The organism is Ramlibacter tataouinensis TTB310, assembly GCF_000215705.1.
In the GTDB taxonomy this organism is placed as follows: domain Bacteria; phylum Pseudomonadota; class Gammaproteobacteria; order Burkholderiales; family Burkholderiaceae_C; genus Ramlibacter; species Ramlibacter tataouinensis.
The window spans coordinates 604,311-630,690 of record NC_015677.1; the positions used below are offsets into that span (position 1 = coordinate 604,311).

Below are 26,380 nucleotides of genomic sequence, written 5' to 3' on the forward strand. Positions count from 1 at the left end.
ATTTTCATGCCGACCCTCCTCTCCTTCGCCGCCGTCCTGTTCGATTGCGACGGCGTGCTCGTCGACAGCGAGCCCATCACCAACGGCGTGCTGCGCGACATGCTGGAGGAGCTGGGCTGGCGGCTCACGCCTGAGGAATGCATGCGGCTGTTCGTCGGCAAGGCGGTGCGCGACGAGCGCTCGCTGATCGAGTCGCGCACCGGGCGCCCGCTCACCGACGCCTGGCTGGCCGAGTTCCGCGAGCGGCGCAACCAGGGGCTGCGCGAGCGATTGCAGGCGGTGCGCCATGCGCCCGAGGCGGTGGCGTGGGTGCACGGGCATTACCAGGGGCGCATCGCCTGTGCCTCCGGCGCCGACCTGTTCAAGGTCCGGCTGCAGCTGGAGATGACCGGCCTGATGCGCTGGTTCGACGGCCGCATCTTCAGCGGGCACGACCTGCCGCGCTCCAAGCCGCATCCCGACGTGTACCTGGCCGCCGCCGCCGCCCTGGGCGTGGACCCGCGGCGCTGCGCGGTGGTGGAGGACACGGTCACGGGCACCGCGGCCGGCGTGGCCGCGGGCGCCACCGTGTTCGGCTACAGCCCGCCCGAGGCCGGGCATGACGCGCCCGGCGCGCTGCGCGCCGCCGGCGCCGCGCGCATCTTCACCGACATGGCCGAGCTGCCGGAACTGCTGAGCAACGGTTAGGATGGGGCGCCTCGCGGGGAGGCGCGTCACTGCAGGAGGAGGAATTCATGAACAAGGCGCTTGTCGCATTGGCCGCGGCCCTGGCCGCAACGTCCCTGTCGCTCGCGGGCGGGGTCACCCCCAACGCCAACGGCTATCTGGTGCTGCCCCTCGCACCCGTGCTGGAGCAGGCCCAGACCCAGGGGGTGCTGGACGGCATGCCGGTGCGCTTCGGCGCCGGCCCGTCGGCGGCGGCCGGCACCGAGATCAAGGTCATGTCCTGGGCGCGGCCCGGCGACCTGCGCGGCTGGGGCATCCCGACGCCGCGCATGGCCGACGGCCGGCCGGTGTCGCTGACGCCCGAGCAGACCTGCCAGCTGGCGCTGCGCTACACGCTGGAGAGCCTGGTGGCGCAAGCCCGCAGGCACGGCGCCAAGGCCGTGGTCGACGTCGTCAGCTACAACGACGAGGTGGTGCTGGACAGCCCCACCAGCTTCGAGTGCATCCCGGGCCGGGCCAGCTCCGTCGTGAACCTCAAGGGCCGGATCGCGGCCCAGCCCTGAAGGCCGCGGCTTGGCCGCGGCGTCAGCGCCGCAGTTCGGTCTTGTGGTTGACGATGCGGCCCACCAGGCCGTACTCGATGGCTTCCTCGGCCGACAGCCAGCGGTCGCGCTCGATGTCCTGCAGCACCGTGTCCAGCGGCTTGCCGGTCTCGCGCGAGATGGTGCGGGCGATGCGCTCGCGCGCCTTGATGATCTCCTGCGCGTGGATGGCGATGTCGCTGGCCTGGCCGCCGGCCCCGCCCGAGGGCTGGTGGATCAGGAAGCGGGTGTTGGGCGTGCAGTAGCGGCGCTCGCGCGGCACGGCCAGGTACAGGTGGGTGGCCGCGCTGCCGACCCAGCCGGTGCCTATCATGTTCACCGGCGCCGAGATGAAGCGGATGATGTCGTGGATGGCATCGCCGGATTCCAGGTGGCCGCCGGGCGAGCTGACCAGCAGGTCGATGGGCGTGGGCGCGTCGGCGTCCAGGGCGATCAGGCGGCGGGCGATGTCGGCGGCCGAGCGGTCGTTGATCTCGCCGAACACCATCACGGTGCGCGACTTGAAGGCCTTCTCTTCCAGGAAGGCGTTGCGCGGCTCGGCGGTGGTGGTGGACGCGGTGTCGGTATCGGGTTGTTCCATGGGGGACTCCTGAATCATGCAGCCGCCATGATGGCATGGCGCCGGGGACCCGGGTCGCGGCGCGGCGATTGACGGCCTGGCCGAAGGGGCGCCTGCCTGGAGGCTGCCGGCGGGTGGGCGCAGACGCGCACCGGCGTGCGGCGCCGCCGCACGGGACGCGTCCGGAGGTTCCTACAGACAGGGCTGCACCGCGCCGGGACACTGCAATCGCCTTCTTTCTCCCGAACCGTCATCGATCGTGCAAGAGCCGGCCTTCTCCACCCTGCTGTACCGCTACTTCTTCTTCGGCTGGCTGTTCAAGGACATCGGCCAGGGCACCATGTTCGAACGCGCCGCCGTGATGCGGCACAACCGCGAGCAGGCGCGCTGGCTGCCGGTCTACCTGCTGCGCTGGCTGTGGTGGGGCCTGGGTTTCTATGCCGTGGCCCAGGTGGTCGAGTTCGTGCTGCAGGCGCCCGCGTTGTCCATGCTGTTCTATGCCGCCAGCTCGCTGAGCGTGCCCTTCACCGTGGCAGCCGCGGCGGCCTGGGTCGGCCTGCGCTGGCTGCACCGCCCTTCCTGAGCGGCGGGTACGGGGGCCCGAGCCCTAGTTCTGATCGCCTTGCAGCGTGCGCGCGCCGGCGCCTCCGCCATGGCCGGCATCGCCGTTGTGCAGCACCAGGGTGACCAGCACGGCGCAGGTGCTGCGCGCGCGCAGCGAATGCTTCTGCTTGCCCGGCAGCAGCAGCAGCTGGCCGGGGCGCAGGCGCCGCGTGCCGCCCGGCCATACCACCTCCACATCGCCTTCCAGGCACTGGATGGTGCATTCCTCGTCCACGTGGTGCGGCGGCTGGTCGTGGTGCGCCGGCAGCACCAGGTGCAGCAGCTGCAGCCGGTCGGTCTTGATCAGGCTGGTGCTGACGGCGCGGGCCAGGTCCGGCCCCAGCGGGCCGACGTTGATGATGTCCAGCGGTTGGGCGTGCGGCAGGGCCATTCAGTGCTCCGGTGGGCAGAAGGTGGTCATGGACGGGCAGGGCAAGACACGTGCCCGGCCGTAAGGCGTACACTCGATCGTTGTGACCTACGTCGACCTGCTGCGCAAGGTGCTCCTGCAGGGTGTGCCTGTCGAGAACGCGTTGGATTTCCTGCGCGACGCCGGCGCTTCCCCGCTGGAGGCGGCGGTGGCGGTCCACATCGTGACCGGCACCGAGCTGGCCGATGCGCGCAAGCTGGTCGAGATCTCCCAGGCCTGGAAGGCGCCGCGCCCGCGGCCGGCCCCCACCGTGGCGGCCGAGCCTTCGGTGGGGCACTACGGCCGCTCGGGCCGGGGCTCGCACAGCGTGCTGGCCCACCTGCTGGCGGTCCAGTCGGCGCGGCCGTCAGCGCAGCCGCAGGGCGGCTGAGCGCCACTGTCAGTCGCCCGCGGTGTCGGCCAGCAGCCGCGCCAGCTGGGACACGTCCACCGGCTTGACGAAATGCGCGTCGAAGCCGGCGGCCAGCGTGCCGCGGCGGTCGTGCTCCTGGCCGTAACCGGTAATCGCCACCAGCCGGGCGCCCGCCGTGGCCGGGTCGGCGCGCAGGCGGCGCGCCAGCTCCTTGCCGTCCATGTCGGGCAGTCCGATGTCCAGCAGGAACAGCTGCGGCCGCAGGGTCCGGGCCCGCTCCAGCGCCCCCAGCGGATTGGTCTCCACGGTCACCTGGTGGCCCAGCGTCTCGACCAGCATCGCCAGCAGCTGGGCCGCGTCGGCGTTGTCGTCCACCACCATCACCTGCAGGGGCTGCGCAGCTGGGGCAGCCAGCGCCGGCCCTGGGGCGTCGGCAGCCGGCGGCGGCTCCACCAGGCGCGGCAGGCAGACCGTGAAGCGGCTGCCGCGGCCCGGGCCGTCGCTGTGGGCCGTCACGCGGCCACCATGCAGCTCGACCAGGCTGCGCACCAGCGCCAGCCCGATGCCCAGCCCGCCCTGCGAGCGGTCGGAGCTGCGCGCCGCCTGCGCGAACAGCTCGAAGGCGCGCTGCGCCAGCTCGGGCGTCATGCCGGTGCCATTGTCGTCGACCACCAGCTCGACCTGGGCGTCGTGGGTGCGCAGCCGCACCTCGATCTCGCCGCCCTCGGGCGTGTACTTGGCCGCGTTGTTCAGCAGGTTGCCGACCACCTGCACCAGGCGCTTGTGGTCGCCGCGCACGAACACCGGTTCGGGCGGCATGTGCAGGGACAGCCGGTGCCGCCGGGCTTCGATCAGCGGCCGCACCTGCTCGCCGGCGTCGCGCACCACCCGCTTGGCATCCACCCTGGCCTGCTCCAGCTCGACCAGGCCACGGGTGACGCGCGAGACGTCCAGCAGATCGTCCACCAGGCCGGTCATGTGCCTGACCTGGCGCGAGATGATGGCGCTGGTGTGGCGCACCCGTGCCTCGTCCATCCGCCCCAGGGTCAGCAGGTCGGCGGCGGCGGCGATGGGCGCCAGCGGGTTGCGCAGCTCGTGCGCCAGCATCGCCAGGAACTCGTCCTTGCGCCGGTCGGCCTCGGTCAGCGCGTTCACGGCCTTGACCTGCTCGGTCACGTCGTTGCCCTGCGCGAAGATGCCGACCACCTGCCCGCTGGCGTCGCGCACCGGCTGGTAGACCAGGTCGACGAAGCGCTCGGCCAGCGGCCCGCCGGGTTCCTTCTGCACCACCAGGCGCACGGCACGGCCGGTGAAGGGTTCGCCGCTGGCGTACACCTGGTGCAGCAGCTCCTCGAAGCCCTGGTGGCGCAGGTCGGGCAGGGCCTGGAACACCGGCAGCCCCTCGATCTGGCGGTGGCCCACCAGCTGGTAGTAGGCCTGGTTCACCATCTCGAACACCAGGTCGGGCCCGCGCAGCAGGGCGATGAAGCCCGGCGCGTTGTCGAACCAGGTCTGCAGCGTCTGCGCGGCGTCCTGCGCCTCGCGCACCAGGCGGTCGCGCTCGCGTTCGGCGGCGACCCGGCCCGTCTCCTCGGTGCAGGCGCAGAACAGGCCGCCGATCGCGCCCGCGTCGTCGTGGACCGGGCTGTACGACCAGGTGAACCAGGTGTCCTCGGGAAAGCCGTTGCGCTCCATCACCAGCAGCACCCGCTCGTTCCAGGTCGGGCGGCCGTGCCGCATCACCGCCTCCACCTGCGGCCCCAGCACGTCCCAGATGTCGGACCAGCTGTCCAGCGCCGGCCGCCCGAAGGCCTGCGGGTGGCGCTTGCCCAGGATCGGGACGTAGGCGTCGTTGTAGATGTTGACCAGCGACGGGCCCCACCACACGAACATCGGGAAGCGCGAGTTCAGGCAGATGCTCGCCGCGATGCGCAGGCTTTGCGGCCAGTGCTCCACTGGCCCGAGCGGCGTGGCGGCCCAGTCGGTGCGCTCGAACATGCGCCCGGTCTCGGTGGCAGCGGCGGCGCCGGCCCCTTCCGTGGGAACCATCAGCAGCGGATGCGGGGTCTGGGCAGGGCGGTTCATGGCCGGCGCAGTCTAGCGGTACGGCCCGGCTGTCGGACCACGAGGTAAGCGCATTTTTCCGGCACGGCACAATCCGGCCGGCATGAAGTTCAAGATGGCCCCCAATTCCCTGTTCGCGATCCTGCTGCGCTCGCCGTGGTGGATCAGCCTGGCCGTCGCGCTGGCCTTCGTGGCCGTGGCCCACGCGTTGCTGCCGGCGGACTACCGCCTGCTGGGCGCCATGGGCAGCCTGCCGTTCTTCGTCATCGCCGCGGTGGCGCTGGTGCGGCAGCTGCGCGCGCCCAGCGCGCGCCAGAGCGAAGCCACCCTGCAGGCGGTGGGCCGGATGAACTGGGCCGAGTTCGGCGACACGCTGGCGCGCGGCTTCGAACGGCAGGGCCACGCGGTCGAGCGGCTGCCCGCAGGCGCCGCGGCCGACCTGCGGCTGCGCCGCGACGGCCGCACCACCCTGGTGGCGGCGCGCCGATGGAAGGCGGCGCGGCACGGCGAGGAGGCCCTGGCCGCGCTGCATGCCTCGGCGCGCCGGGAGGATGCCGGCGGCTGCGTCTATGTCACGCTCGGCGAGCTCAGCGCCAACGCCCGCAGCCTGGCCGCCCGCCAGTCCATCGAGCTGATGCAGGCGCCCGAACTGGCGCGCCTGCTGCACGGCGTGGCCCTGCCGCCACACGCCTGAATTGGCGGAGCCGGCTGACAGCGCCTGGCCGGCAAAGATGGTGTGATGGCCGGCAACGCCCTGCTTGCGAGGACGAGGACGCCGCATGTACTACGCGATAGAAGCCATCCATTGGGCCCCCGGCGGCCACATCTCCCATGTGCGCTGGTACCGGGTGTCCGCCGGCAACGAGGGCGTGCAGCGCAGCGGGCCCGAGGTCGTGCCGGTGGTGGACGCGGCCCGGGTGTGCGAGTCGCACGAGGTGCGGGTCTACGTCGAGGGCGACGCCGGGCGTTTCTTCCGGATGAAGGCCTGCCCCGAGGGGATCGACGCGGTGGCCGACGAGGCCGGCACCCCGCTGAAGGCGCGCCTGGCCCACCTGCCCACCTTCGAGCTCGACGAGGCGGTGCAGCGGTGAGCGCGCCGGCGCTGGACGAGGAGACGCTGCGCATGGCGCGGCAGGTGTTCCACTGGGTGCGCAGCGGCGACCTGGCGTCGCTGCAGCCGCTGCTGGACCAGGGCCTGCCGCCCAACCTGCTGAACGAGAACGGCGACAGCCTGCTGATGCTGGCCGCCTACCACGGCCACCTGGAGGTGTCGCGGGCGCTGCTGGCGGCCGGCGCCGATACCGAGATCCGCAACGACCGCGGCCAGACGCCGCTGGCCGGCGCCGCCTTCAAGGGCCATGCCGAGGTGGTCCGGCTGCTGCTGGACCAGGGCGCGCTGGCGGACGGCCACGGGCCGGACGGCAAGACCGCGCTGATGACGGCCGCCATGTTCAACCGGGTGGAGGTGATGGACCTGCTGCTGGGGCGGGGCGCCGACCCGGCGCACCGCGACGCCGCCGGCATGAACGCGCTGGAGGCGGCCCAGCGCATGGGCGCCGACGACGCGGTGCAGCGGCTGCGCCAGTCTGCTTAGGGCCGCGGCGCGGCGGCACGCCGCTGGCCGTCAGAGGGCGCGGTTCATGTCGACCGCGAGCCCGGCCTGCCTCATCTCGCGAGCCAGCACCAGCCGCCACAGGCCGGCGCTGTCCACGGCATGGCAGGCCAGGCCGTCCAGCGCGGGCACGGACTGCGGTTCGGTGGTCAGCAGCAGGCAGACCCGGTTGCGGCCGACGGCGCCCAGCAGGAAACCGATCTGCAGGGGCAGCGCGGCGTCGGCATCCGGGCCGGGGATCACCACCGCGAACTCGGCGCCGCGCAGGCTCTCCAGCCCGTCCAGCAGCGAGGCGCCGGTACCGGTCGCGGGCGGACGCAGCACCGCCGTCAGGCCCAGCTGCCCCACCAGCGCCGCCACGGCCTGGCCGGTGCCATCGCCCGCCGCGCACACCACCGCCACGCCGCTGGTGCGGCCGCCCGAAGCCGCCGGCGCCAGGGCCGGCCGCGGGGGTGGGGGTGGGGGAGGGGGCGTCACCACCGCCTTGGCGACGGGGCTGGACGACGGCGCGGGCGGGGGCGCCGGGGTGAAGGCGGGGGCGGGGGCCGGCGCAGGGTTGGCCACAGGCGCCGGTGCCGGCCTGGGGGCAGGTGCCTGGGTGGGCGCAGCCGCCGTGGGCGCCGCCGGAGCCGGCCCTTCCAGGCGCCGGGTCAGCAGCATGCTGACGGCGTTCACCTTGGTGCCCGCGCGGGCGATCGCCTGCCGCACGCTGTCCTGGAACTCCTCGGGCGAGTAGCGGTCGCCCAGGGCGGGGTCCATCTCGCCCAGGGGGCCGATCGCGTACTGCTGGTACTCCGGCGTGCCGGCGCCCAGCGCGTCGGCCAGCGTGCCGTTGACCTTCTTCTGCAGCGCCTCCAGCCGCTGGTCCCAGCGGTCCTGGATGGCCGATGCGTTGAAGGCCCGCAGCTCGCGGGCGCGCCGGGCCAGCTTGTCGATCGCGTTCTCCAGCGCCGCCCGGTCGCCCTCGATGGCCGGGCCCGGCGCCGCTTTCCCTGTGGACATGCATCCTCCTCGTCACGTGGGGTGTGCGACTGTAGCGCCTCGCCGCGGCGGCGGTCCAGCGCGGGCATGCCCGCGCTCGTCGCCCGGCGGAACGCCTAGACTCGCATCCGCACGCAATTCCCAAGGAGACTTCCATGCGCTTCGCTTCCCGCTGCCTGGCGGCGCTCGCCGCCACCCTGCTGGGCTCGGCCGCCGCCCTGGCCCAGCCCGCCCCCGGACCGGCCTATCCCACCAAGCCCATCAAGGCCATCGTGCCCTTCGCTCCCGGCAGCGCCACCGACCAGATCGGCCGCGCCTTCGCCGCCAAGATGTCCGAAACGCTGGGCCAGCCCATCGTGGTCGAGAACAAGCCGGGCGTGAACGGCATGCTGGGCGCGGCCGACGTGGCCAAGGCCGCACCGGATGGCTACACCCTGCTGATCGGCACCAACAGCACCAACGCTGCCCTGAAGAGCCTGATGAAGTCGCTGCCCTACGACCAGGACACGGCCTTCGCCCCGGTGGGCTACCTGGGCCAGGTGCCGCTGATCGTGGCGGTGAACAACGAGGTGCCGGCCAAGAACCTGCGCGAGCTGGTGGACATGGCCAAAGCCAAGCCCGGCCACGTCACCTTCGCCAGCGCCAGCACCTCGCAGCTGGTGTCCACCGAGATGCTGGCCAGCATGGCCGGCGTGAAGATGACCAACGTGCCGTACAAGAGCGGCCCGGCGGCCATGACCGACCTGATCGGCGGGCAGGTGATGATGTTCACGGCCGACTTCGCCGTGATGCTGCCGCAGGTCAAGGGCGGCAAGGTGCGCGGCCTGGCCGTCACCTCGGCCAAGCGCTCGGCCGCCATCCCCGAGCTGCCCACCGTCAACGAGGCGCTGGGGCTGAAGGACTACGAGCTGATCGCCTACTTCGCCGCCTTCGCGCCGGCCGGCACGCCGCCCGACGTGATCGCCAGGCTGAACCGGGCGATCAACGCCGCCGCCTCCAGCAAGGACCTGCAGGAGAAATTCGCGCCCATCGGCTTCGTGGTCGACCCCGGCCCGCCCGAGGCCCTGGCCCAGCGCACCCGCACCGAGACCGCCAAGTGGGCCAAGGCGATCAAGGAAGCGGGCATCGAGCCGCAGTGACCCTGGGCGGCGCGGCGGCCGCCGGCCTTACTTCTTGCCCAGGCCCAGCCGCGCCGCGCCCTCGGTGTACAGCCGGGTCTTGTCGGCCATGAAGGCGTCCATCTGCTCCAGGCCGACGTTGACCAGCTCGAAGCCGCTCTTGGCCGCCAGCTCCTTCATCTCGGGATCGTTGTTCAGCGCCATCCACAGGTCGGACATGCGCTTGCGCGCCTCCGGCGGCGTGGACTTGGGCATGCCGATGCCGCGGTAGGCGCCGTCCACCCAGTCGACCCCCAGCTCGCGGAAGGTCGGCACGTCCGGCATCAGCGGGTGGCGCTTTTCCATGGCCACCGCCAGCGGCCGCACCCGGCCCTTGTTGCTGATGGCGAACGGCACGTAGGTCATGGCGCCGTCCACCTGCGCGCCCAGCACCGAGGTCGCCATGTCGCCGGTGCCCTTGAACGGCACGTAGATGGTCTTGACGCCGAAGGCGGCGTTCAGGCGCTCGTGCGCCGCGTGGTTGGCCGAGTTGGTGCCCGAGCCGCCCAGGCTGATCTTGCCGGGGCTGGCCTTGGCCGCCTTGAGGAACTCGTCGAAGTTCTTGATGGCGCTCTGCTCCGGCACCACCAGGATGTCGGGCGTGTAGTGGAACCAGAACACCGGCAGGATGTCCTGGGTCTTGTACTGCACCTGCCCCTCGATCGGCTGGAACACGATGTGCGGCAGGTTGATGCCCGCCACGTTCACGCCGTCGCCGGGCAGCTGGTTGATCTGCGTCCACATCAGCGCGCCGCCGGCACCGGCCTTGTACTGGATGATGGTCTCGACCGCGGGGCACTTCTTCTTGAGCACCAGCTGCTGGTGGCGCGCCGACAGGTCGGACTCGCCGCCCGGCGTGAAGGCCTGCCAGTACATCACGTTCTTGTCGGGGCAGGGCTGGGCCAGCGCCGCCGAGGCGAGGACCGTGAGTCCCAGGGCCGCCATCCACTGTTTCATCGCTTGTCTCCTGTTGGGGGTGAAGAGGGGTTGTGGCACGCTCTCAGCGCGGATGCAATCGGTGGATCACCGCAGCCGTCACCTCGGCCGTGCCGGCGCGGCCGCCCAGGTCGCGGGTGTGCAGCCGGCTGTCGGCGGTCACCGCCTCGATGGCCTGCATCAGCCGCTGCGCCGCGGCGCGCTCGCCCAGGTGCTCGAGCAGCATGACGCAGCTCCAGAAGGTGCCGACCGGGTTGGCCAGGCCCTTGCCCATGATGTCGAAGGCCGAGCCGTGGATGGGCTCGAACATGCTGGGATAGCGGCGCTCCGGGTCGATGTTGCCGGTGGGCGCGATGCCCAGGCTGCCGGCCAGGGCGGCCGCCAGGTCGCTCAGGATGTCGGCGTGCAGGTTGGTGGCCACCAGGGTGTCCAGCGAGGCCGGGCGGTTGACCATGCGCGCGGTGCAGGCGTCCACCAGTTCCTTGTCCCATTTGACGTCGGGGAACTCCCGGCTCACCTGGACCGCGATCTCGTCCCACATCACCATGGCATGGCGCTGGGCGTTGGACTTGGTCACCACCGTCAGCAGCTTGCGCGGGCGCGCCTGCGCCAGGCGGAAGGCGTAGCGCATGATGCGCTCCACGCCGGCGCGCGTCATCATGCTCACGTCGGTCGCCACCTCGATCGGGTGGCCCTGGTGGGCGCGGCCGCCCACGCCCGCGTACTCGCCCTCGGAGTTCTCGCGCACGATCACCCAGTCCAGGTCGGCCGGCGCGCAGCGCTTGAGCGGCGCGTCGATGCCCGGCAGGATGCGCGTGGGCCGCACGTTGGCGTACTGGTCGAAGCCCTGGCAGATCTTCAGGCGCAGGCCCCACAGGGTGACGTGGTCGGGGATGTCGGGGTCGCCGGCCGACCCGAACAGGATGGCGTCCATCCCGCGCAGCGCCTCCAGCCCGTCGGCCGGCATCATCTCGCCGTGTTCGCGGTACCAGTCGCCGCCCCAGCCGAAGCTCTGGAACTCGAAGCGCAGGCCGTCCTGCGACGCCGCCAGCGCCTGCAGCACCTGCTGCCCCGCGGGGATCACTTCCTTGCCGATGCCGTCGCCGGGGATGCAGGCGATGCGGTAGCTCTTCCTTGCGCTCATGGGCGGTTTCCTCGTTGCCAGGGGCGCATGGTGCGCGCGGCCATGCGGGAAACAATGCGACAGAATTCAAACCATTCTGAACCTGGAGTTCACCAATGGCGGCACCGCGCGCGGCCTCGGCCGACATGCAGTTCTTCGGCACCCTGGTGCGCTGCGGCAGCCTGGCCGCGGCGGCGCGCGAGCTGCAGGTCACGCCGCCGGCGGTGAGCAAGCGCCTGGCGCAGCTGGAGCAGCACCTGGGTACGCGGTTGCTCAGCCGCACCACGCGCCGCATCGGCCTCACCGCCGAAGGCGAGGCCTACCTGGCCCACGCGCGCCGCATCCTGGCCGAGATCGCGGCCGTCGAGCGCGAGCTGCAGGGCGCGCGCGAGCAGCCCGCCGGCCTGCTGCGCGTGAACGCCACGCTGGGCTTCGGCCGCCTGCACATCGCGCCGCTGGTGGCCAGCTTCGTGCGCGGGCACCCGGGCGTGCAGGTGCAATTGCAGCTGTCGGCCAGCCCGCCGCCGCTGACGCAGGACGCGTTCGACGTCTGCGTGCGCTTCGGCGAGCCGCCCGACGCGCGCGTCATCGCCCGCCTGCTGGCGCCCAACCGCCGCCTGCTGTGCGCCTCGCCCGGCTACCTGGCCCGGCGCGGCACGCCCCGGGCCCCGGCCGACCTGGCGCGCCACGACACCATCGCCATCCGCCAGGGCGACGAGGCCTACGGCGTATGGCGGCTGCGCTCGGGCAGGCGCACCGAGACCGTCAAGGTGCACGGACCCTTGAGCAGCAACGACGGCGAGATCGCCGTGCAGTGGGCGCTGGCCGGCCACGGCATCGTGCTGCGGGCGGAGTGGGACATCGCCCGCTACCTCCGCAGCGGACGGCTGCGCGAGGTGCTGCCGAACTGGCAGACGCCGCCGGCGGATGTGTACGCGGTGTACCCGGTGCAGGCGCAGGGCGCGGCCCGGGTGCGGGCGTTCGTGGAGTACCTGGCGGCGGAGTTGGGCAAGGCAACGGGGTAGGATGCCCTTTGTCGACCATGTCTGAAGAGCCGCAGCGTCTGTCCAAGGTGGTTGCGGCCCGGGTGCCCTGCTCGCGCCGCGAGGCGGAGCAGTACATCGCCGAAGGCTGGGTGCGCGTGGACGGCAGGGGTGGAAGAGCCGCAGTTCCGGGTGGCCGGCGAGCGCGTCGACATCGATCCGCAGGCCCGCCTGCAGGCCACGACGCCCGCCACGCTGCTGATGCACAAGCCGGCGGGGATGAGCACAACCCAGGCGCAGGCGCTGCTGGGCGCGGCAACCCACTGGGCCGGCGACACCTCGGGCATCCGCCGGGTCAAGAGCCATGCCGTCGGGCTCGCGGCGCTGCTGGCGCTGCCGGTGCAGGCCAGCGGGCTGTCGGTCTTCAGCCAGGACGGGCGCATCGTGCGCAAGCTCAACGAGGACGCGGGCTTGATCGAGCAGGAGCTGGTCGCGCAGGTGGCCGGTACCCTCGCGCCCGAGGGCCTGGCTCTGCTGTGCCGGGGCCTGGTGTTCGAGGGCCGTGCCCTGCCGCCGGCACGCGTGAGCTGGCAGAGCGAGGCGCGCCTGCGCTTGGCCCTCAAGGGCATCGCGCCCGAGTGGGTGCCCTGGATGTGCGCGCAGGTGGGTCTCGAGCTCACGGCGCTCAAACGCATCCGTATCGGGCGCGTGCCCATGGCCGGGCTGCCACCGGGCCAGTGGCGCTATCTCCCGCCGGGCGAACGGTTCTAGCCTCGGGCCGCAAGGGATTGCCCGCATGAACCTGGGTGGCTCGTGCCACTAGCATGCTTGCGACTCGCGCGATGAGGGCGCATCGCCGAGCCGCTCCTCATAGCGCATCCACAAAGGGAGACTCCATGCGAAAGATCGCGAAAACGCTGCTGGGCCTGGCCTTCACGGCCGCCTGCCTGCTCTCCGGGACCGCGGTCCTGGCGCAGGCCTACCCCTCCAAGCCGATCAGGATGATCGTCCCCTTCCCCGCGGGAGGCACGACCGACATCGTGGCGCGCATCGTGGCGCAGCGCATGTCCGAGTCGATGGGGCAGCCGGTGCTGGTGGAAAACCGGGGCGGCGCGGGCGGTGCCATCGGCGCGGACGTGGTCGCCAAGGCGCCGCCCGACGGCTACACCATCATGATGCACAACCTCACCTTCCCGCTGTCGTCGGTCGCGCAGACGCTGTCCAAGCGCTCGCCCTTCAACCCGGAGACGGATTTCGAGGGAGTGGCCATCGCGGTGTACGTGCCGTTCGTGTGGACCGCCCATCCCGGCGTGCCGGCCAAGGATTTGCGTGAGCTCGGCAACCTGCTGCGCGGCAGCCCCGGCCTGCAGTACAACTACGGCTCCACCGGGCCGGGCTCCACCATGCACGTGCTGGGCGAGGCCTTCAAGCGCGACGCCAAGGTCCAGATGGAGCACGTGCCCTTCAAGGGCGCCGCGCCGCTGAAGCAGGAGCTGCTCGCCGGCCGCCTGCAGGTCGGCGGCGACCAGCTCTCCTCGTCGCTGGCCGAGATCAAGGCGGGCACGCTGAAGGCGCTGGCCACCACGGCTTCGAAGCGGATCCCCGGCCTGCCCGACGTGCCGACGGTGAGGGAGCTGGGCTTCCCCAACCTGGAGCTGGAAGGCTGGAACGGCGTATTCGCCCCCGCCAAGACGCCCAGGGAGGTGCTGGACCGGCTGAACCGCGAGGTGGTGGCGGCGGTCAAACACCCCGACGTGCAGAAGCGCCTGGCCGACATGGGCGCGGAGGCGGTGGGCTCGACCGGCGCCGAGCAGGACGCCATCTTCCGCCGCCAGATGGACCAGTTCCGGCCCATCATCCGCGACATGAAGATCGACTAGGCCCGGCCGGCGTCCTTCAGCCACCAGACCGGCAGCTGCGCGCAGTCGGCCTGCGCCAGCCCCTGGTCCATGGCCGAGCGCAGGCTCTGGGCCGTGCGCGCGGTGAGCGGCAGCTGCCGGTGCAGGCTGCCGGCCAGCTCCAGCATCTTCTGCACGTCCTTGTGCATGGTGGCGATGTCCACGGTCACCGCGCCGCCCGCGTCGCCGGCCAGCGCCTGGGCGATCATGCCCCCGCGCACCTTCAGCATGTTCGGTCCGCCCGACGAGTCGGACAGGATGTCGATGACGCGCGCCGGGTCCAGCTGCAGCGGCTGCACCAGGGAGAGCGCCTCTCCCAGGGTCTGCCAGTAGACCATCAGCGGCAGGTTGACCGCCAGCTTCATGGTGGCGCCCGCGCCATGCGGGCCCACGTGCTCCACACGCCGGCACAGCTGCGACAGCAGCTCGCGCGCACGCTCCACGTCCTGCGCCGCGCCGCCGGCAAAGCCCATCAGCTTGCCCTCCCTGGCCGGGCCCACGCTGCCGCCCACCGGGCACTCGACGTAGGAAGCGCCGGCCGCGGCCGCGCGGGAGGCGAGCTCTTGCTGCTTGGCCGGCGCCACCGTGCTCATCTCGATGAACAGCTTGCCGGTACAGGACCCCGACAACAGCCCGGACGGCGAGAGGTAGACCTCGTCCAGCGCCTTCTCGTCGGTGAGGAAGGTGATCACCGTGTCCACGGCCGCCGCGAGCTCGCGCGGGGACGCCGCCCAGCCAAGACCGCTGTCCAGCAGCGGCTGCGCACGTTGCCGGGTGCGGTTCCACACACTGACCCCGTGCCCGAGGGAGCTCAGCCGCGCGGCCACCACGCCGCCCATCTTGCCCGTCCCGGCGATGCCGACCTTCATGCGATCTCCTTGAAAGCGCGATGGAATGATAGCCAGCATGCCGTGCCGCGGCCGCCGGTGATGCCTTGTTCCACCTGCGGTATGGTGTCGCCCGCATGAGCGCCGTTCCCGCTACCGACGACCCCGCAGTCCTGCTCGCCCACGCCACCACGCTGACCACGCCCTGCGGCACGGGTCACATGGTGTGGCGGCGCTGGGGCGCCGGCCGGCCGCTGGTGCTGCTGCATGGCGGCAGCGGCAGCTGGACCCACTGGATCCGCTCGATCGCGCCGCTCACTGCCGCCGGCCGCGAGCTGTGGGTGCCCGACCTGCCGGGGTTCGGCGACTCGGACGTGCCGCCCGGCGGCGGCGATGCCGACGCGGTGGCGCCGGTGCTGCTGCAGGGGCTGGCAACGCTGTTCGGCGCGCAGCCGGTCGAGGTGGCGGCCTTCTCGTTCGGCAGCCTGGTGGCCAGCCTGGCCGAGGCGCAGGCGCCGGGCCACATCGCGAGGCTGGTGATCGTGGGCGCGCCGGCGCTGGCGCTGGCCCAGCCGCTGCGGCTGCGCCTGTGGCAGCACCTGGAGGGCGAGGCCGCCCGGCGCGAGGTGCACCGGCACAACCTCGGGGTGCTGATGCTGGCCGACGCGGCCCGCATCACCGAGGCCACAGTGGACCTGCACGCCGCCAACATGGCCCGCGACCGCCTGCGCGAGCGCCGGCTGGTGCGCACCGATGCGATGGCGCGCGCGCTGCGGGCGCTGCGCTGCCCGCTGCACGCGATCTACGGCCGCCACGACGCCTTGTACGCCGACCGCTGGCCGCAGCTGCAGGCGCTGCTGGAGGGCATGCCGGCGCTGCGCAGCCTGCGCTTCGTCGAGGACGCCGGGCACTGGGTGCAGTACGAGGCGCCGGAGGGCTTCCACGCCTTGCTGGCGCAGGCGCTCGGGGGCGGGTGCCCGTAGCTGGCTGGCCAGCGGGCGTGGGACACTGCGCGCCGATATGCGATCAACAAGCAACCTGACGCCCCTTGCCATCGTCCTGGCGGGGCTGGTTGCCCTCGGTGTGGCGATGGGCATAGGCCGGTTCGCGTTCACGCCGCTGCTGCCCATGATGCTGGCGGAGCGGTCCGTGGACCTGCCGGGCGCGAGCCTGCTGGCCAGCGCCAACTACCTCGGCTACCTGGTCGGTGCACTGGCCTGCACGTTCCAGCCCTGGATCTGGCGCCGCCTCGGCCTGTCCGCCGCCGTGAACGGGCCGGCGCTGGTGCGCGGCGGGCTGGTCGCCACCGCGCTGCTCACGCTGGGCATGGCACTGCACATGCCCGCCGCGTGGACCCTGCTGCGCTTCGCCGCCGGCGTGGCGAGCGCCGTGGTCTTCCTCTACACGTCCGGCTTCTGCCTGGAGCAGCTGGCACGCCGCGCGGTCCCGGCCATGGGGGCGCTGATCTATGTCGGGCCCGGCCTGGGCATCGTCGCCAGCGGACTCGCGGCGACCGCCCTGGTGCAGATGGAAGCGCCGGCCGCCGCGGGCTGGCTGACGTTCGGCCTGCTGGCCGCACTGCTGACGGCCGCGGTGTGGCGGGTCTTCGATGCAAGCCGCGGCATCCCCGCGCCGGCGCCGGCGGCCGGCGGCGCGGGGCAGGCGCGGGCGCACGTGGCGGCCGGCGCCGGCGAGATGGGCCTGCTCACGCTGGCTTATGGCCTGGCCGGCATCGGCTACATCATCACCGCCACTTTCCTGCCCGTGATCGCCCGCCAGGCCTTGCCCGGGTCGCACTGGCTGGACCTGTTCTGGCCGCTGTTCGGAACCGGGGTGATGCTCGGCGCCCTGGGCGCGTCGCGGCTGCGTCCCGGAGCCGACCTGCGGCTGCGGCTGGCGGGCTGCTATGTCATCCAGGCCGTCGGCGTGGCCGCGAGCCTCGTCAGCCCCACGCTGGCCGGCTTCGCGATCGGCAGCCTGCTGCTGGGGCTGCCCTTCACGGCCATCACGTTCTTCGCGATGCAGGAGGTCAGGCGCGTGCGGCCCCTGCAGGCCACCAGCTTCATGGGCCTGCTCACCGCCTCGTACGGGCTGGGCCAGATCGTGGGTCCGCCGCTGGCCGCCTGGCTGGTGGCGCGCAGCGCGAGTGCGGCGGTCGGATTCGGCATCTCGCTGTGGATCGCGAGCGCACTGCTGGTGCTCGGCGCGGCGGTGTACCTGGTGATCGCGCGTCGCTACCCCGTGTGAGGGTGCTCGGCGGCCTCGGCCGCGAACACCCGCGCGAGGCGGTTACTGGACCGAGAAATAGAGGTAGCTTCCGGATTCGATCGTGGCCTGCCGGTCCCCGCGAACCACGGTGGCCTGGACGAATGCCACGTAGGTGCCCCTGCTGGTCGGTGTTCCGCTGACGGTGCCGGTCTGCGGGTCCAGGCTGACTCCGGGCGGCAGGCTGGACGGGGTTGCACCTGCCACATTCGGGCGGATCCGGAAGTTGGTGACTGCATCCCCCGGCAGCGTGCCGGAAACGGTCGGAGTCAGCGGGGTGATCGCCGTGCCGAAGGTCGTCGTGCCCGACGAGAAGGGGTAGCTCAGGCGAATGTCAGTGCTGATCCGGAAGGACGGGACCTGCGTGAGCGTGCCTTCGTAGCCGGCGACGGTGAGTTCGGAAAACACCAAGTAGTTGCCGGCTTGGGCGGCATAGCCGCCGATGGCACCGTCCGAAGTGGAAAAGGTGAACCCCTGCGGCAGCGGGCCTGACTCGGACTTGTGCCGGAACGACGGCTTGCGCCCGTCCAGCCCGGACACGACCGGCCGGACGTCCACGCTCTGGAAAAGCTGCAGCTCGGTGGTCTGCGGATAGTTGAACGACACGTACAGGTCGCCCTCCGGTTCGTCACTGCCGCCTCCGCAGGCGGTCAGGAGCAGGGCGCAGGCAAGCGCGGCTTGCAGATGGCGACGACGACCCATTCTCTTCTCCATGTAACAAGAAGTCACATTAAAGCAGAGCATCAGCGGGATGCGAAGCGCGGCACGCCATGTGTCGTATGGCGGCGACTCGCGCCTCCGCGAGGTCTGGTCAATCGACCTTGACGTTGGCGTTCTTGACCAGGTCGACCCAGAACCTGCCGTCGCTCACGAGGAAGCTCTCGAACTGCTCGGGCGAGCCGGAGAGGGACACCTCCGTCCCTTCGCGCGCCAAGGCCGCCTTCACCGAGGGCTGCTGCATCGCGTTGGCGGTGGCGTCGTGGATCCTCTTCACGACCGCCGGGGGCGTGCCGGCCGGCACGAACATGCCGTACCAGAACTCGATGTGGTACTCCGGCAAGCCGGCCTCCCTCATGCCGGGCAGGTCGGGCACCAGCGGGGAGCGCTCGCGCGTGCTGACGGCGATCGCGCGCAGGCGTCCGCTGCTGCCGGCATGCGGCAGGACGGTGGGCGAGGTGCCGAAAGTGACCTGGGTGTCGCCCGACATGACGGACTGCACCGCCGGGGCGCCGCCCCGGTAGGGGACATGGGTCATCTGCGCGCCGGTGAGCATGGCAAAGAGCGCCGCGCCCAGGTGCGGCGCGGAACCGTTGCCCGAGGTGGAGTAATTGAGCTTGCCCGGCTCCTTCCTGGCCGCCGCGATCAGCTCGGGAACGGTGCGTATGCCGGTGGCCGGGTTGACGGCCAGCACCAGCGGCGAGGTCGTCATCTTGGTCACGGGCAGCAGGTCGCCCGGCTTGTACGCCAGCCTGGGATTGAGCGCCGGGTTGACCGAGATGCTGCTGGGGCTGGCGATCAGCAGCGTGTAGCCGTCCGGCGCGGCCTTCGCCACGAGTTCGGCGGCGATGCTCGAGCCGTTGCCCGGCTTGTTGTCGACCACCACGGGCTGGCCCAGCGCTTGGCCGAAGGCCTCGCTCATGCTGCGCGCGACCTGATCGGCGGCGCCCCCGGGCGCGAAGCCGACCACCAGCCGGATCGGCTTGCTGGGGTAGGCGGTCTGGGCGAGGGCGCTGGAACCGAGCACGGCCAGGCCGACGGCGAGGAACACGGGCGGTGTTTTCATGGGCTTGTCTCCTTCGATGTGTTCTTGCGTTCAGGCGGCGGCCGGCATGCGCAGCACGATCTTGCCGATGTGCTCGCCGGCTTCCATGCGGGCCTTGGCCTCCTGCAGCCGGGCGAAGTCGCAGACGCGGTCGATCTGCGGCCGGATGCGGCCGGCCGCGATGTGCGGCATGACTTCCGCCGTGAAGCGGGGCACCGCCGCGGCGCGCTGGGCCTTGGTGCGCAGCTTGTTCGACACGCCGAACAGGGTCAGCCGCTTGGCATGCAGCGCGCCGAGGTCCAGGTCCGCATGCAGCACGCCATCGACATAGCCGACCGTGGCGAGCCGGGCCTCGAAGGCGGCGGCCCGGATGTTCTCGGCGAACACGGTCCCGCCGACGGTGTTGACGATGAGGTCGGCGCCATGCTGCCCGCTGAGCTCCAGCACCGCCGCGGCGAAGTCGGCCGCGCGCGTCGGCAGCCCGGCATCCAGGCCCAGCGGCTCCAGCGCCGCCAGCTTGGCGGCCGAGCCCGAGGTTCCCGCCACCTTGCCGCCCAGCACCTTGCCCAGCTGCAGGCAGGCCACGCCCACGCCCGAGGAAACGCCATTGACCAGCAGCCATTCCCCCGCCTTCAGCCGTCCCTGCAGGACCAGCATGTCGAAGGCGACCAGGAAAGTGAGCGGGATGGCCGACGCCTCCTCCCACGACAGCCCGGGCGGCACCGCGATGGCCTCCGCCACGTCGATCAGGGCGTACTCCGAGAAGGCGCCGGCGCAGCGGCCCATCACCCGGTCGCCGGGGCGCCAGCCCTGCACGCCGGCGCCGGTCGCCACCACCTCACCGGCACCCTCGCCGCCGATCGCCTTCCAGGAACCCGCCTTGCCGTGCAGCCCGTGGCCCACCACGAACTCGCCGCGGTTGAGCGAGGCGGCCCGCATGCGCACCAGCAGCTGCCCGGGCCCCGCCTGCGGCACGGGCACCTCGCGCAGTTCGACAGCCGTGTCCGTCTCGGTCATCAGCATCCAGTAGGACTGCATGGATCGCTCCTCACCGGCCGGTGAACACGGGTTTGCGCTTTTGCATGAAGGCGGTGCGGCCCTCGGTGTAGTCCTCGCTCTCGAAGCAGCCGCGGATGAGCGACGCGCACAGCTCGCGGTCGAGGTCGGGCGAGGGCTTGAGGATCTCGCGCGTGATCGCCTTGCCGGCCATGACCGTGAGCGGCGCGTTCTCGCCGATGCTGGAGGCGTATTCCGCCAGCAGCGCCTCCAGCCCGTCGGGCGGACAGGCGCGGGTGACCAGCCCGACGGCCTGGGCCTCGACGCCGTCGATGCGGCGTGCGGTGAAGAACAGGTCCTTGGCCACGCCGGGACCCACCAGGTCCACCAGGTTCTTCATCGCGGAGTAGCGGTACCCCAGGCCCAGGCGCGCCGCGGGGATGGAAAACACCGAATCGGTGGTGGCCAGGCGGATGTCGCAGCTGATGGCGACGTTCACGCCGCCGCCGATGCACCAGCCGCGGATGCAGGCCAGCGTGGGCTTGGGGAAGTCGTGGATGCCCGTCAGCGTGGCCTCGGCCATGGCCTCGTAGTGGGCCACTGCTGCGCGGGCGGCGCGCATGTCCTCGAACTGCGAGATGTCGGCACCGGAGACGAAGGCCTTGCCGCCTTCGCCCGAGAACACGACCAGCCGCACGCGGTCGTCGTCCCGCGCCAGCGCCAGCAGCGGCGGCACCGCCTCCCACATGTCGACGGACAGCGCGTTGTGCCTGGCCGGGTTGTTGAAGCGGATGTGCAGCGCGCGGCCGTCCAGCCAGGTTTGCACGCGCTGCGTCGAGGAGGTGTAGGCAGGTTGGGGCATCAGTAGACTCCGTCGGCTTTCATGCGGGCCAGGTCGTCCCCGGCGAAGCCCAGCTCGAGCAGGATCTCCTCCGTGTGTTCGCCCCGCCGCGGGGCGGCGCGCGCGATGGTGCTGGGCGTGCGCTCCAGCTGCACCGGCTGGCCCACCAGCCGCTGGGCCCCCTGCCATTGCGAGACCACCTCCTTGACCATGCGCAGGTGCTGCACCTGCGGCTCCTCGAAGACCTCGCGCATGTCGTTGATCAGCCCGCAGGCGACCCCGCCCTCGTTGAACTGCCTGACCCAGTAGGCCCGGTCCTGCGCCGCCAGGCGCCGGTTGATCTCGGCGTTGAGCGCGTCCCGGTTGACGGATCGGGCGGGCTTGTCGTGGTAGCGCTCGTCCGTTATCCATTCGGGCGCGCCGAGGATGCTGCAGAAGCGCTCCCAGATCTTGGAGCCGAACACGGCGATGTTCATGTACCCGTCCCGCGCCTTGTAGACGCCGGTGGGGATGCTGGTGGGGTGGTAGTTGCCCGCCTGGACCGCGACTTCGCCGTCGATCAGGTAGCGCGAGGTCTGGAAGTCCATCATGTAGACCATGGACTCCAGCAGCGAGGTGTGCAGGAACTGGCCCTGGCCGGACACCTCCCGCTCCAGGAGGGCGACCAGGATGCCTTGCGCCGCGAAGATGCCGGCGCACAGGTCGGCGATCGGGATGCCGACGCGCATGGGCCCGTCGCCGGGCAGGCCGGTGACCGACATCAGCCCGCCCATGCCCTGGGCGATCTGGTCGAAGCCCGGCCGGGCCGCCAGCGGGCCCGTCTGCCCGAAGCCGGAGATGCTCGCATAGACCAGCCGCGGGTTGTCCCGCGCCAGGGTCTCATGGTCGATGCCCAGGCGGAACTTGACGTCGGGACGGAAGTTCTCGACCACCACGTCGGCGCGCGCGATCAGCCGCTTCAGCGTGGCGATGCCCTCCGGCTCCTTGAGGTTGAGCGTGATCGAGCGCTTGTTGCGGTGCGTGTACTGGTAGTCCGAGCCGTCCTGCCCGCCCAGGGTGTCGTCCCCGCGCATGTGCTCGGGCATCTGGACCTGCACGACGTCGGCGCCCCAGTCGGCGAGCTGGCGGCAGCAGGTCGGACCGGCGCGCACCTGGGTCAGGTCGATCACGCGGAAGCGCTGGAGCGCTTGCGAGGCAGGAACATGAGGCATGGAGGTCTCCCGTGGCCCGGATGGTGGCCGGGGTGCCCTCTGCTGTAAATTGCATCTTGCGGATGCTTTATTGCATTTCGTGCATCAGTGCGGAGGCTCCCCAGTGAAGACACCATCCCTGCCGGACCTGCGGGCCTTCGTCATGGTCAGCAAGCTCGAGAGCTTCGCGGCGGCGGCCCAGGCCCTGCACCTGTCGCAGCCGGCCCTGTCGCGGCGCGTCGCCGGCCTGGAGGAGGTGCTCGGCGTGCGGCTGCTGGACCGCACCACCCGCAGCGTCGCGCTCACCTCGGCCGGGCGGCGGTTCCTGGCGGACATCGGCCAGGTGCTGGGCGACCTGGACCGCTCCATCATGGGCCTGCACGACGTGGCGCGCCTGGAAGCGGGCGACGTGACGATAGGGTGCATCTTCTCCGTCGTCCACCACTTCCTGCTGGAGGTGATCGGCACCTTCCGCGAGCAGCACCCGCGCGTGATGGTCCGGCTGGTGGAGGAAAGCGGCGACGAGGTGCTCGCCAGCGTCAAGAGCGGCCAGGCCGACTTCGCCATCAGCTACACCGGGATGCACGATCCGGACGTCGAATTCACCGCGCTGCTGAAGGAGCCTTTCGTCCTGGCCTGCCGGCCGGAGCATCCGCTGGCCGGGCGCCGCACGGTGCGCTGGGAGGACCTGGGCGACCACCCCTATGCCCTGGTGTCGCACGAGAGCCGGATCCGCTTCCTGATCGACCAGGCCCTCGAACGCGTGGGGCGGCTGCCGCGGCCGGTTTGCGAGGTGCGGCACGTCTCGACGCTGATCGGCATGGTCGAGACGGGCCTGGCCGTGGCGGTGGTGCCTCAGCTGACGCTGCCCAACGCACCGGCACCCGTGGTGGGCGTGCGGCTGGAGCAGCCGGTGATCACGCGCACCGTGGGCATGCTCAGGCGCCGGGGCCGCAGCCTCTCGCCGGCGGCCGAGGCGCTGGCCGGGATCCTGCTCGGGGCGATCCGCGCCAGGAACAAGGCGCTCGGGCGCACGCGAGCAAGACGTTCCTGAACCAGGCTGATCTCAGATCCGGTAGGCGCGGCGGGTCTGGGCGGAGACGAGATCCTGGTAATCCGGGTGCTTGCGAAGGAAGCCCGCGACAAACGGGCAGACGGGTATCGCCAGCAGGGAGCGGCGGCGCACCTCGTCGAGGGCGAAGCGCACGATCGCCGAGCCGACGCCCCGCCGCTCGAACGACGGCAGAACTTCCGTGTGCGTGAAGAGCATGCCGGTCTTCAGCACGTTGTACTCCGCGAAGGCGGCCAGTTCGCCACCCACGTGCAGCTCGAAGCGATGCCTTGCCGGGTTGTCCGACAGCTGGAAAGCTGGGTCCGCCGATGGCTGTTCCACGAGACTCCTTCCTTCCTTCGTGTGTACGTGCGCAGCGCCAAGTATGCCGCCTCGCATGCTTGCGGCGGTCGACACCCCGGAACCTCAGCCGCAAGACGAGGAGTATCGTTCGGCACTGCCCAGGGGGCACCTCATGAGGAACGCTCGGCCACCGTCGGGAATACTATGCAAGGACTCTCCATGACCACCTGGCCCGCGCTGCCGCTGGCCGACTGGCGGGACACCCTCGCCACCCTGCACATGTGGACGCAGGTGGTGGGCAAGACCCGGCTGGCGCTGGCGCCCATGGAGAACCATTGGTGGCAGTGCACGCTGTACGTCACCGAACGAGGGCTGACCACGATGCCGATGCCCGCCGGTTCGCACCTGCTGACGGTGGATTTCGATTTCACCGACCACCTGCTGGTGCTGCGCACGGCCGACGGCGCCAGGCGGCAGTTCCCGCTGGCCCCCCGCAGCGTCGCGCAGTTCTATGCGCAGTACATCGAGGCCCAGCGCGAGCTGGGCTTCGCGCCGCGGATCCTCGCCCGCCCGGTCGAGGTCGAGCCGTCGATTCCGTTTGCCGAGGACGAGGCCCACGTCGCCTATGACCGCGAGGCGGCCCGGCGCTGGTGGCGCGCGCTGATCCAAGTCGATCGCGTGTTCAAGCGCTTCCGCAGCAGCTTCACCGGCAAGCAGAGCCCGGCGCACTTCTTCTGGGGCAGCTTCGACCTGGCGGTGACGCGCTTCTCGGGCCGGACGGCGCCGCGCCATCCGGGCGGCGCGCCGAACTGCCCTGACTACGTGATGGTGGAAGCCTATTCGCACGAGTGCAGCAGCGCCGGCTTCTGGCCCGGCGGCGGAGCCGTGGAGGAAGCCGCGTTCTACGCCTATGCCTATCCCGAACCGGAGGGCTATGCCGGCCATCCGGTCCGGCCCGCAGCCGCCGCGTACCACGCCAAGGCTCGCGAATTCATCCTGCCGTACGAGGCGGTGCGCACGGCGGCCGACCCCGACGCCACGCTGCTGGAGTTCCTGCAATCCACCTACGAGGCCGCGTCCAGCCTGGGGCGCTGGGACCGCGCCGCACTGGAGCGCAGGCCGTGAAGAGCGAACACGTCTCCTTTCCAGGCGCGCGCGGCGCCACCCTCGCGGCACGCCTCGATGCGCCGGACGGGCCGGTGCGTGCGTACGCCCTGTTCGCGCATTGCTTCACCTGCAGCAAGGACATCTTCGCGGCCAGCCGGATCGCCGAGTCCCTGGTGCAGCACGGCCTTGCCGTGCTGCGCTTCGATTTCACCGGGCTCGGTCACAGCGAGGGCGAGTTCGCCAACACGGACTTCTCGTCCAACGTGCAAGACCTCCTGGCAGCGGCCGACTGGCTGCGTCGCAGTGCCGATGCGCCGGTGCTGCTGATCGGCCACAGCCTGGGCGGGGCCGCCGTGCTCGCGGCCGCCGGCGCGGTGCCGGAGGTGCGCGCCGTGGCCACCATCGGCGCGCCCAGCGATGTCTCGCACGTGGTCGGCCTGTTCCGCGAGCATGTGCCCGAGATCGAAGCAAGAGGCGAGGCGCTCGTGCAGCTCGCGGGGCGAACTTTCCGCATTCGCCGCGAGTTCCTGGTCGACGCGGCGGAGCAGAACTTGCGCGAAAAGATCGGGGCGCTCGGCCGCCCCCTGCTGATCCTTCATTCCCCAGTGGACGACACGGTCGCCATCGGCAATGCCACCGGCATCTTCGTCAATGCCCGACATCCGAAGAGCTTCGTCTCGCTCGCCGACGCCGACCACCTGCTGCGACGCCGCAGCGATGCCGCTTATGCCGCGGACATCATCGCGGTCTGGAGCGAACGCTACCTGCCCTGACACGTTGAGCCGGACCCTTGTGAACAGGCACGGCGGAACCGGGCGCAGTGTCCGGTTCGCGCGGATACGGCGGAACACGGAAACTACAAGCGCTTACCGAGCAGCCGCTTGGGCCTGGCACCACGGAACACGCGTGGTTGCCAACCTGCCCCCGCCCGGGCACGATGGTGCTGCCGTGCGGGAGAACTCGTGCCTCGCCCGCCCTGCCAGCCCGCTGCCGGGTTGCCGCGCTGCACGGGGCCGCGAGGGCGCCGATGATGTTTTTCCTGTGGCCCAAGTACCTTTGGTTGATGGCGACCCTGCCGCTGCTGGCGGCGGCGTACGTCTGGCTGCTGCGCCGCCGGGGCAAGATGGCGGTGCGCTACAGCAGCCTGGGCACCGTGCGGGCTGCAGCCGCCCGGAGCTGGCGCCGGCACGTACCTCCATTCCTGCTGCTGCTGGCCTGCGCGGGCCTTCTGTTCGCGGCGGCGCGGCCGGTGGCGCAGGTGCCGCTGCCAGGCGCCAGGTCGACCATCGTGCTGGCGATGGACGTGTCGCTCAGCATGCGCGTCGCGGACGTCAAGCCGACGCGGCTGGTCGCGGCGCAGGACGCGGCGAAGTCGTTCCTGCGCGAGCTGCCCAAGGGCATCGAAGTCGGGCTGGTCACGTTCGCGGGAAGCAGCCAGGTCGCGCAACGGGCAACGCTGGACCGCGGGGTACTTGTCGCGGCGATCGACGCGTTCCAGATGCAAACCGGCACGGCCGTGGGCAACGCCATCGTGGTGAGCCTGGCGGAGCTGTTTCCGGAGCACCAGCTGGACGTGGGCGAGATGACGTTCGGCAGCAATCGGGGCGCGCGCAGCCTCGACGAACCATCGAAGCCGCGGCGCAAGCAGATCACGCCGGTCGCCCCCGGCTCCTATTCCTCCGCCGCGATCATCCTGCTCAGCGACGGACGGCGGACCACGGGCGTCGACACCCTGGCGGCGGCGAAGATCGCCGCCGACCTGGGCGTGCGCATCTACGTGGTCGGGCTGGGAACGGTCAACGGCGAGGCTTCCAGCCCCGAAGGCATGCCCATCTACCTGCAGCTGGACGAACCGACGCTGCGCGAGGTGGCGCGCATGACCGGCGGCGAGTACCACCATGCGGGCACGGCGGAGAAGCTGCGCAGCGTCTATGAAAACCTCGGCTCCCGGGTGCAGGTCATGGCCCGCGAGACCGAACTGACGGGACTGCTGGCGCTTTCTTCGGCGCTGGTGGCGCTCGCAGGCGCAGCGCTGTCGGTGCTGTGGTTCGGGCGGATCACCTGAACCCGCC

At 71.4% G+C, this 26,380-nt stretch carries 30 protein-coding genes and 1 pseudogene; 18 read left to right on the forward strand and 13 right to left on the reverse strand.

The features are described 5' to 3' along the window. Window positions 1–6 precede the first annotated feature (6 nt). Together RTA_RS02940 and RTA_RS02945 are read left to right on the forward strand one after the other, a co-directional pair. On the forward strand, window positions 7–687 hold the full coding sequence (locus RTA_RS02940; protein WP_013899886.1) for an HAD family hydrolase: 681 nt from the start codon (window positions 7–9) through the stop codon (window positions 685–687). A 47-nt stretch (window positions 688–734) separates the two neighbouring features. Then, a complete protein-coding gene (locus RTA_RS02945) occupies window positions 735–1,229 on the forward strand; it encodes a hypothetical protein (RefSeq protein ID WP_013899887.1) in 495 nt (164 codons plus the stop codon). Window positions 1,230–1,251: 22 nt separating this feature from the next. Here the strand turns inward: RTA_RS02945 and RTA_RS02950 are convergent, their stop codons facing one another. Further along, window positions 1,252–1,848 carry an ATP-dependent Clp protease proteolytic subunit gene (locus tag RTA_RS02950; RefSeq protein WP_013899888.1) on the reverse strand — a complete coding sequence of 199 codons (597 nt, stop codon included), beginning with the start codon at window positions 1,846–1,848 and terminating at the stop codon, window positions 1,252–1,254. A gap of 238 nt (window positions 1,849–2,086) precedes the next feature. On the opposite strand from RTA_RS02950, the gene RTA_RS02955 reads away from it, so the two are divergent. Continuing rightward, a complete protein-coding gene (locus RTA_RS02955) occupies window positions 2,087–2,410 on the forward strand; it encodes a hypothetical protein (protein WP_013899889.1) in 324 nt (107 codons plus the stop codon). A gap of 24 nt (window positions 2,411–2,434) precedes the next feature. Here the strand turns inward: RTA_RS02955 and RTA_RS02960 are convergent, their stop codons facing one another. Beyond that, a complete protein-coding gene (locus RTA_RS02960; protein WP_013899890.1) occupies window positions 2,435–2,821 on the reverse strand; it encodes an AraC family ligand binding domain-containing protein in 387 nt (128 codons plus the stop codon). 82 nt (window positions 2,822–2,903) lie between these two features. On the opposite strand from RTA_RS02960, the gene RTA_RS02965 reads away from it, so the two are divergent. Beyond that, window positions 2,904–3,230 (forward strand): hypothetical protein, encoded by a 327-nt coding sequence (locus RTA_RS02965; protein ID WP_013899891.1) that lies wholly within the window; start codon window positions 2,904–2,906, stop codon window positions 3,228–3,230. 9 nt (window positions 3,231–3,239) lie between these two features. On the opposite strand, the gene RTA_RS02970 is transcribed toward RTA_RS02965, so the two are convergent. Continuing rightward, on the reverse strand, window positions 3,240–5,297 hold the full coding sequence (locus RTA_RS02970) for a hybrid sensor histidine kinase/response regulator (RefSeq protein ID WP_013899892.1): 2,058 nt from the start codon (window positions 5,295–5,297) through the stop codon (window positions 3,240–3,242). Window positions 5,298–5,391: 94 nt separating this feature from the next. Between RTA_RS02970 and RTA_RS02975 the strand changes: the two genes are divergently transcribed. The 3 genes from RTA_RS02975 (at window position 5,392) to RTA_RS02985 (ending at window position 6,870) form a co-directional block, all read left to right on the forward strand. After that, the gene (locus tag RTA_RS02975; protein ID WP_041675991.1) at window positions 5,392–5,970 is read left to right on the forward strand and encodes a restriction endonuclease; all 579 of its coding nucleotides are present in this window, start codon (window positions 5,392–5,394) and stop codon (window positions 5,968–5,970) included. An 85-nt stretch (window positions 5,971–6,055) separates the two neighbouring features. Then, entirely contained in the window at window positions 6,056–6,367 is a 312-nt protein-coding gene (locus RTA_RS02980) for a hypothetical protein (RefSeq protein ID WP_013899894.1), read from the forward strand. Then, window positions 6,364–6,870, forward strand: a complete 507-nt coding sequence (locus RTA_RS02985; protein WP_013899895.1) for an ankyrin repeat domain-containing protein — start codon at window positions 6,364–6,366, stop codon at window positions 6,868–6,870. Before RTA_RS02980 ends, RTA_RS02985 begins: the two co-directional genes overlap by 4 nt. Before the next feature lie 30 nt (window positions 6,871–6,900). Here RTA_RS02985 and RTA_RS21090 read toward each other — a convergent pair whose 3' ends face one another. Then, a complete protein-coding gene (locus tag RTA_RS21090) occupies window positions 6,901–7,890 on the reverse strand; it encodes a hypothetical protein (RefSeq protein WP_013899896.1) in 990 nt (329 codons plus the stop codon). Window positions 7,891–8,024: 134 nt separating this feature from the next. Here RTA_RS21090 and RTA_RS02995 point away from each other — a divergent pair, with 134 nt between their 5' ends. Then, window positions 8,025–9,008: a Bug family tripartite tricarboxylate transporter substrate binding protein gene (locus RTA_RS02995; protein WP_013899897.1), complete on the forward strand. Its 984-nt coding sequence runs from the start codon at window positions 8,025–8,027 to the stop codon at window positions 9,006–9,008. 27 nt (window positions 9,009–9,035) lie between these two features. Here the strand turns inward: RTA_RS02995 and RTA_RS03000 are convergent, their stop codons facing one another. After that, window positions 9,036–9,983, reverse strand: coding sequence for a tripartite tricarboxylate transporter substrate binding protein (locus RTA_RS03000; protein WP_013899898.1), 948 nt, complete (start codon window positions 9,981–9,983; stop codon window positions 9,036–9,038). A gap of 43 nt (window positions 9,984–10,026) precedes the next feature. After that, complete coding sequence (locus RTA_RS03005; RefSeq protein WP_013899899.1) at window positions 10,027–11,106, reverse strand: tartrate dehydrogenase; 1,080 nt, start codon at window positions 11,104–11,106, stop codon at window positions 10,027–10,029. Window positions 11,107–11,201: 95 nt separating this feature from the next. Here RTA_RS03005 and RTA_RS03010 point away from each other — a divergent pair, with 95 nt between their 5' ends. From RTA_RS03010 to RTA_RS03020, 4 genes and pseudogenes are all read left to right on the forward strand, one after another. Beyond that, the gene (locus RTA_RS03010; protein ID WP_013899900.1) at window positions 11,202–12,110 is read left to right on the forward strand and encodes a LysR family transcriptional regulator; all 909 of its coding nucleotides are present in this window, start codon (window positions 11,202–11,204) and stop codon (window positions 12,108–12,110) included. A gap of 17 nt (window positions 12,111–12,127) precedes the next feature. Further along, window positions 12,128–12,193 (forward strand): annotated as a pseudogene (locus RTA_RS21410) (hypothetical protein); the annotation flags it as partial. Between the two features lie 46 nt (window positions 12,194–12,239). Then, window positions 12,240–12,839: a pseudouridine synthase family protein gene (locus RTA_RS03015; protein WP_013899901.1), complete on the forward strand. Its 600-nt coding sequence runs from the start codon at window positions 12,240–12,242 to the stop codon at window positions 12,837–12,839. A gap of 125 nt (window positions 12,840–12,964) precedes the next feature. Next, window positions 12,965–13,948, forward strand: a complete 984-nt coding sequence (locus tag RTA_RS03020) for a Bug family tripartite tricarboxylate transporter substrate binding protein (RefSeq protein ID WP_013899902.1) — start codon at window positions 12,965–12,967, stop codon at window positions 13,946–13,948. On the opposite strand, the gene RTA_RS03025 is transcribed toward RTA_RS03020, so the two are convergent. Then, window positions 13,945–14,835: an NAD(P)-dependent oxidoreductase gene (locus RTA_RS03025; RefSeq protein WP_013899903.1), complete on the reverse strand. Its 891-nt coding sequence runs from the start codon at window positions 14,833–14,835 to the stop codon at window positions 13,945–13,947. The two genes, RTA_RS03020 and RTA_RS03025, sit on opposite strands and share 4 nt — an antisense overlap. A 95-nt stretch (window positions 14,836–14,930) precedes the next feature. Between RTA_RS03025 and RTA_RS03030 the strand changes: the two genes are divergently transcribed. Beyond that, complete coding sequence (locus RTA_RS03030; protein WP_013899904.1) at window positions 14,931–15,776, forward strand: alpha/beta fold hydrolase; 846 nt, start codon at window positions 14,931–14,933, stop codon at window positions 15,774–15,776. Between the two features lie 37 nt (window positions 15,777–15,813). Beyond that, a complete protein-coding gene (locus tag RTA_RS03035) occupies window positions 15,814–17,040 on the forward strand; it encodes a YbfB/YjiJ family MFS transporter (protein WP_013899905.1) in 1,227 nt (408 codons plus the stop codon). Between the two features lie 42 nt (window positions 17,041–17,082). Here RTA_RS03035 and RTA_RS03040 read toward each other — a convergent pair whose 3' ends face one another. From RTA_RS03040 to RTA_RS03060, 5 genes are all read right to left on the reverse strand, one after another. Next, complete coding sequence (locus RTA_RS03040; RefSeq protein WP_013899906.1) at window positions 17,083–17,760, reverse strand: putative Ig domain-containing protein; 678 nt, start codon at window positions 17,758–17,760, stop codon at window positions 17,083–17,085. Window positions 17,761–17,869: 109 nt separating this feature from the next. Next, window positions 17,870–18,841, reverse strand: a complete 972-nt coding sequence (locus RTA_RS03045; RefSeq protein WP_013899907.1) for a Bug family tripartite tricarboxylate transporter substrate binding protein — start codon at window positions 18,839–18,841, stop codon at window positions 17,870–17,872. A 30-nt stretch (window positions 18,842–18,871) separates the two neighbouring features. Next, window positions 18,872–19,858 carry a zinc-binding dehydrogenase gene (locus tag RTA_RS03050; RefSeq protein ID WP_013899908.1) on the reverse strand — a complete coding sequence of 329 codons (987 nt, stop codon included), beginning with the start codon at window positions 19,856–19,858 and terminating at the stop codon, window positions 18,872–18,874. A gap of 10 nt (window positions 19,859–19,868) precedes the next feature. Continuing rightward, window positions 19,869–20,678, reverse strand: a complete 810-nt coding sequence (locus tag RTA_RS03055) for an enoyl-CoA hydratase (protein ID WP_013899909.1) — start codon at window positions 20,676–20,678, stop codon at window positions 19,869–19,871. Beyond that, complete coding sequence (locus RTA_RS03060; RefSeq protein WP_013899910.1) at window positions 20,678–21,868, reverse strand: CaiB/BaiF CoA transferase family protein; 1,191 nt, start codon at window positions 21,866–21,868, stop codon at window positions 20,678–20,680. Before RTA_RS03060 ends, RTA_RS03055 begins: the two co-directional genes overlap by 1 nt. A gap of 103 nt (window positions 21,869–21,971) precedes the next feature. Between RTA_RS03060 and RTA_RS03065 the strand changes: the two genes are divergently transcribed. Next, window positions 21,972–22,901, forward strand: a complete 930-nt coding sequence (locus RTA_RS03065; protein WP_013899911.1) for a LysR family transcriptional regulator — start codon at window positions 21,972–21,974, stop codon at window positions 22,899–22,901. 12 nt (window positions 22,902–22,913) lie between these two features. Here the strand turns inward: RTA_RS03065 and RTA_RS03070 are convergent, their stop codons facing one another. Continuing rightward, entirely contained in the window at window positions 22,914–23,240 is a 327-nt protein-coding gene (locus RTA_RS03070; protein ID WP_013899912.1) for a GNAT family N-acetyltransferase, read from the reverse strand. Window positions 23,241–23,420: 180 nt separating this feature from the next. On the opposite strand from RTA_RS03070, the gene RTA_RS03075 reads away from it, so the two are divergent. From RTA_RS03075 to RTA_RS03085, 3 genes are all read left to right on the forward strand, one after another. Then, window positions 23,421–24,326 (forward strand): DUF5996 family protein, encoded by a 906-nt coding sequence (locus RTA_RS03075; RefSeq protein WP_013899913.1) that lies wholly within the window; start codon window positions 23,421–23,423, stop codon window positions 24,324–24,326. Next, the gene (locus tag RTA_RS03080; RefSeq protein ID WP_013899914.1) at window positions 24,323–25,081 is read left to right on the forward strand and encodes an alpha/beta hydrolase family protein; all 759 of its coding nucleotides are present in this window, start codon (window positions 24,323–24,325) and stop codon (window positions 25,079–25,081) included. The genes RTA_RS03075 and RTA_RS03080 overlap by 4 nt, the downstream gene beginning before the upstream one ends. A 257-nt stretch (window positions 25,082–25,338) precedes the next feature. After that, window positions 25,339–26,373 (forward strand): VWA domain-containing protein, encoded by a 1,035-nt coding sequence (locus RTA_RS03085; protein ID WP_013899915.1) that lies wholly within the window; start codon window positions 25,339–25,341, stop codon window positions 26,371–26,373. Window positions 26,374–26,380: the final 7 nt, after the last annotated feature.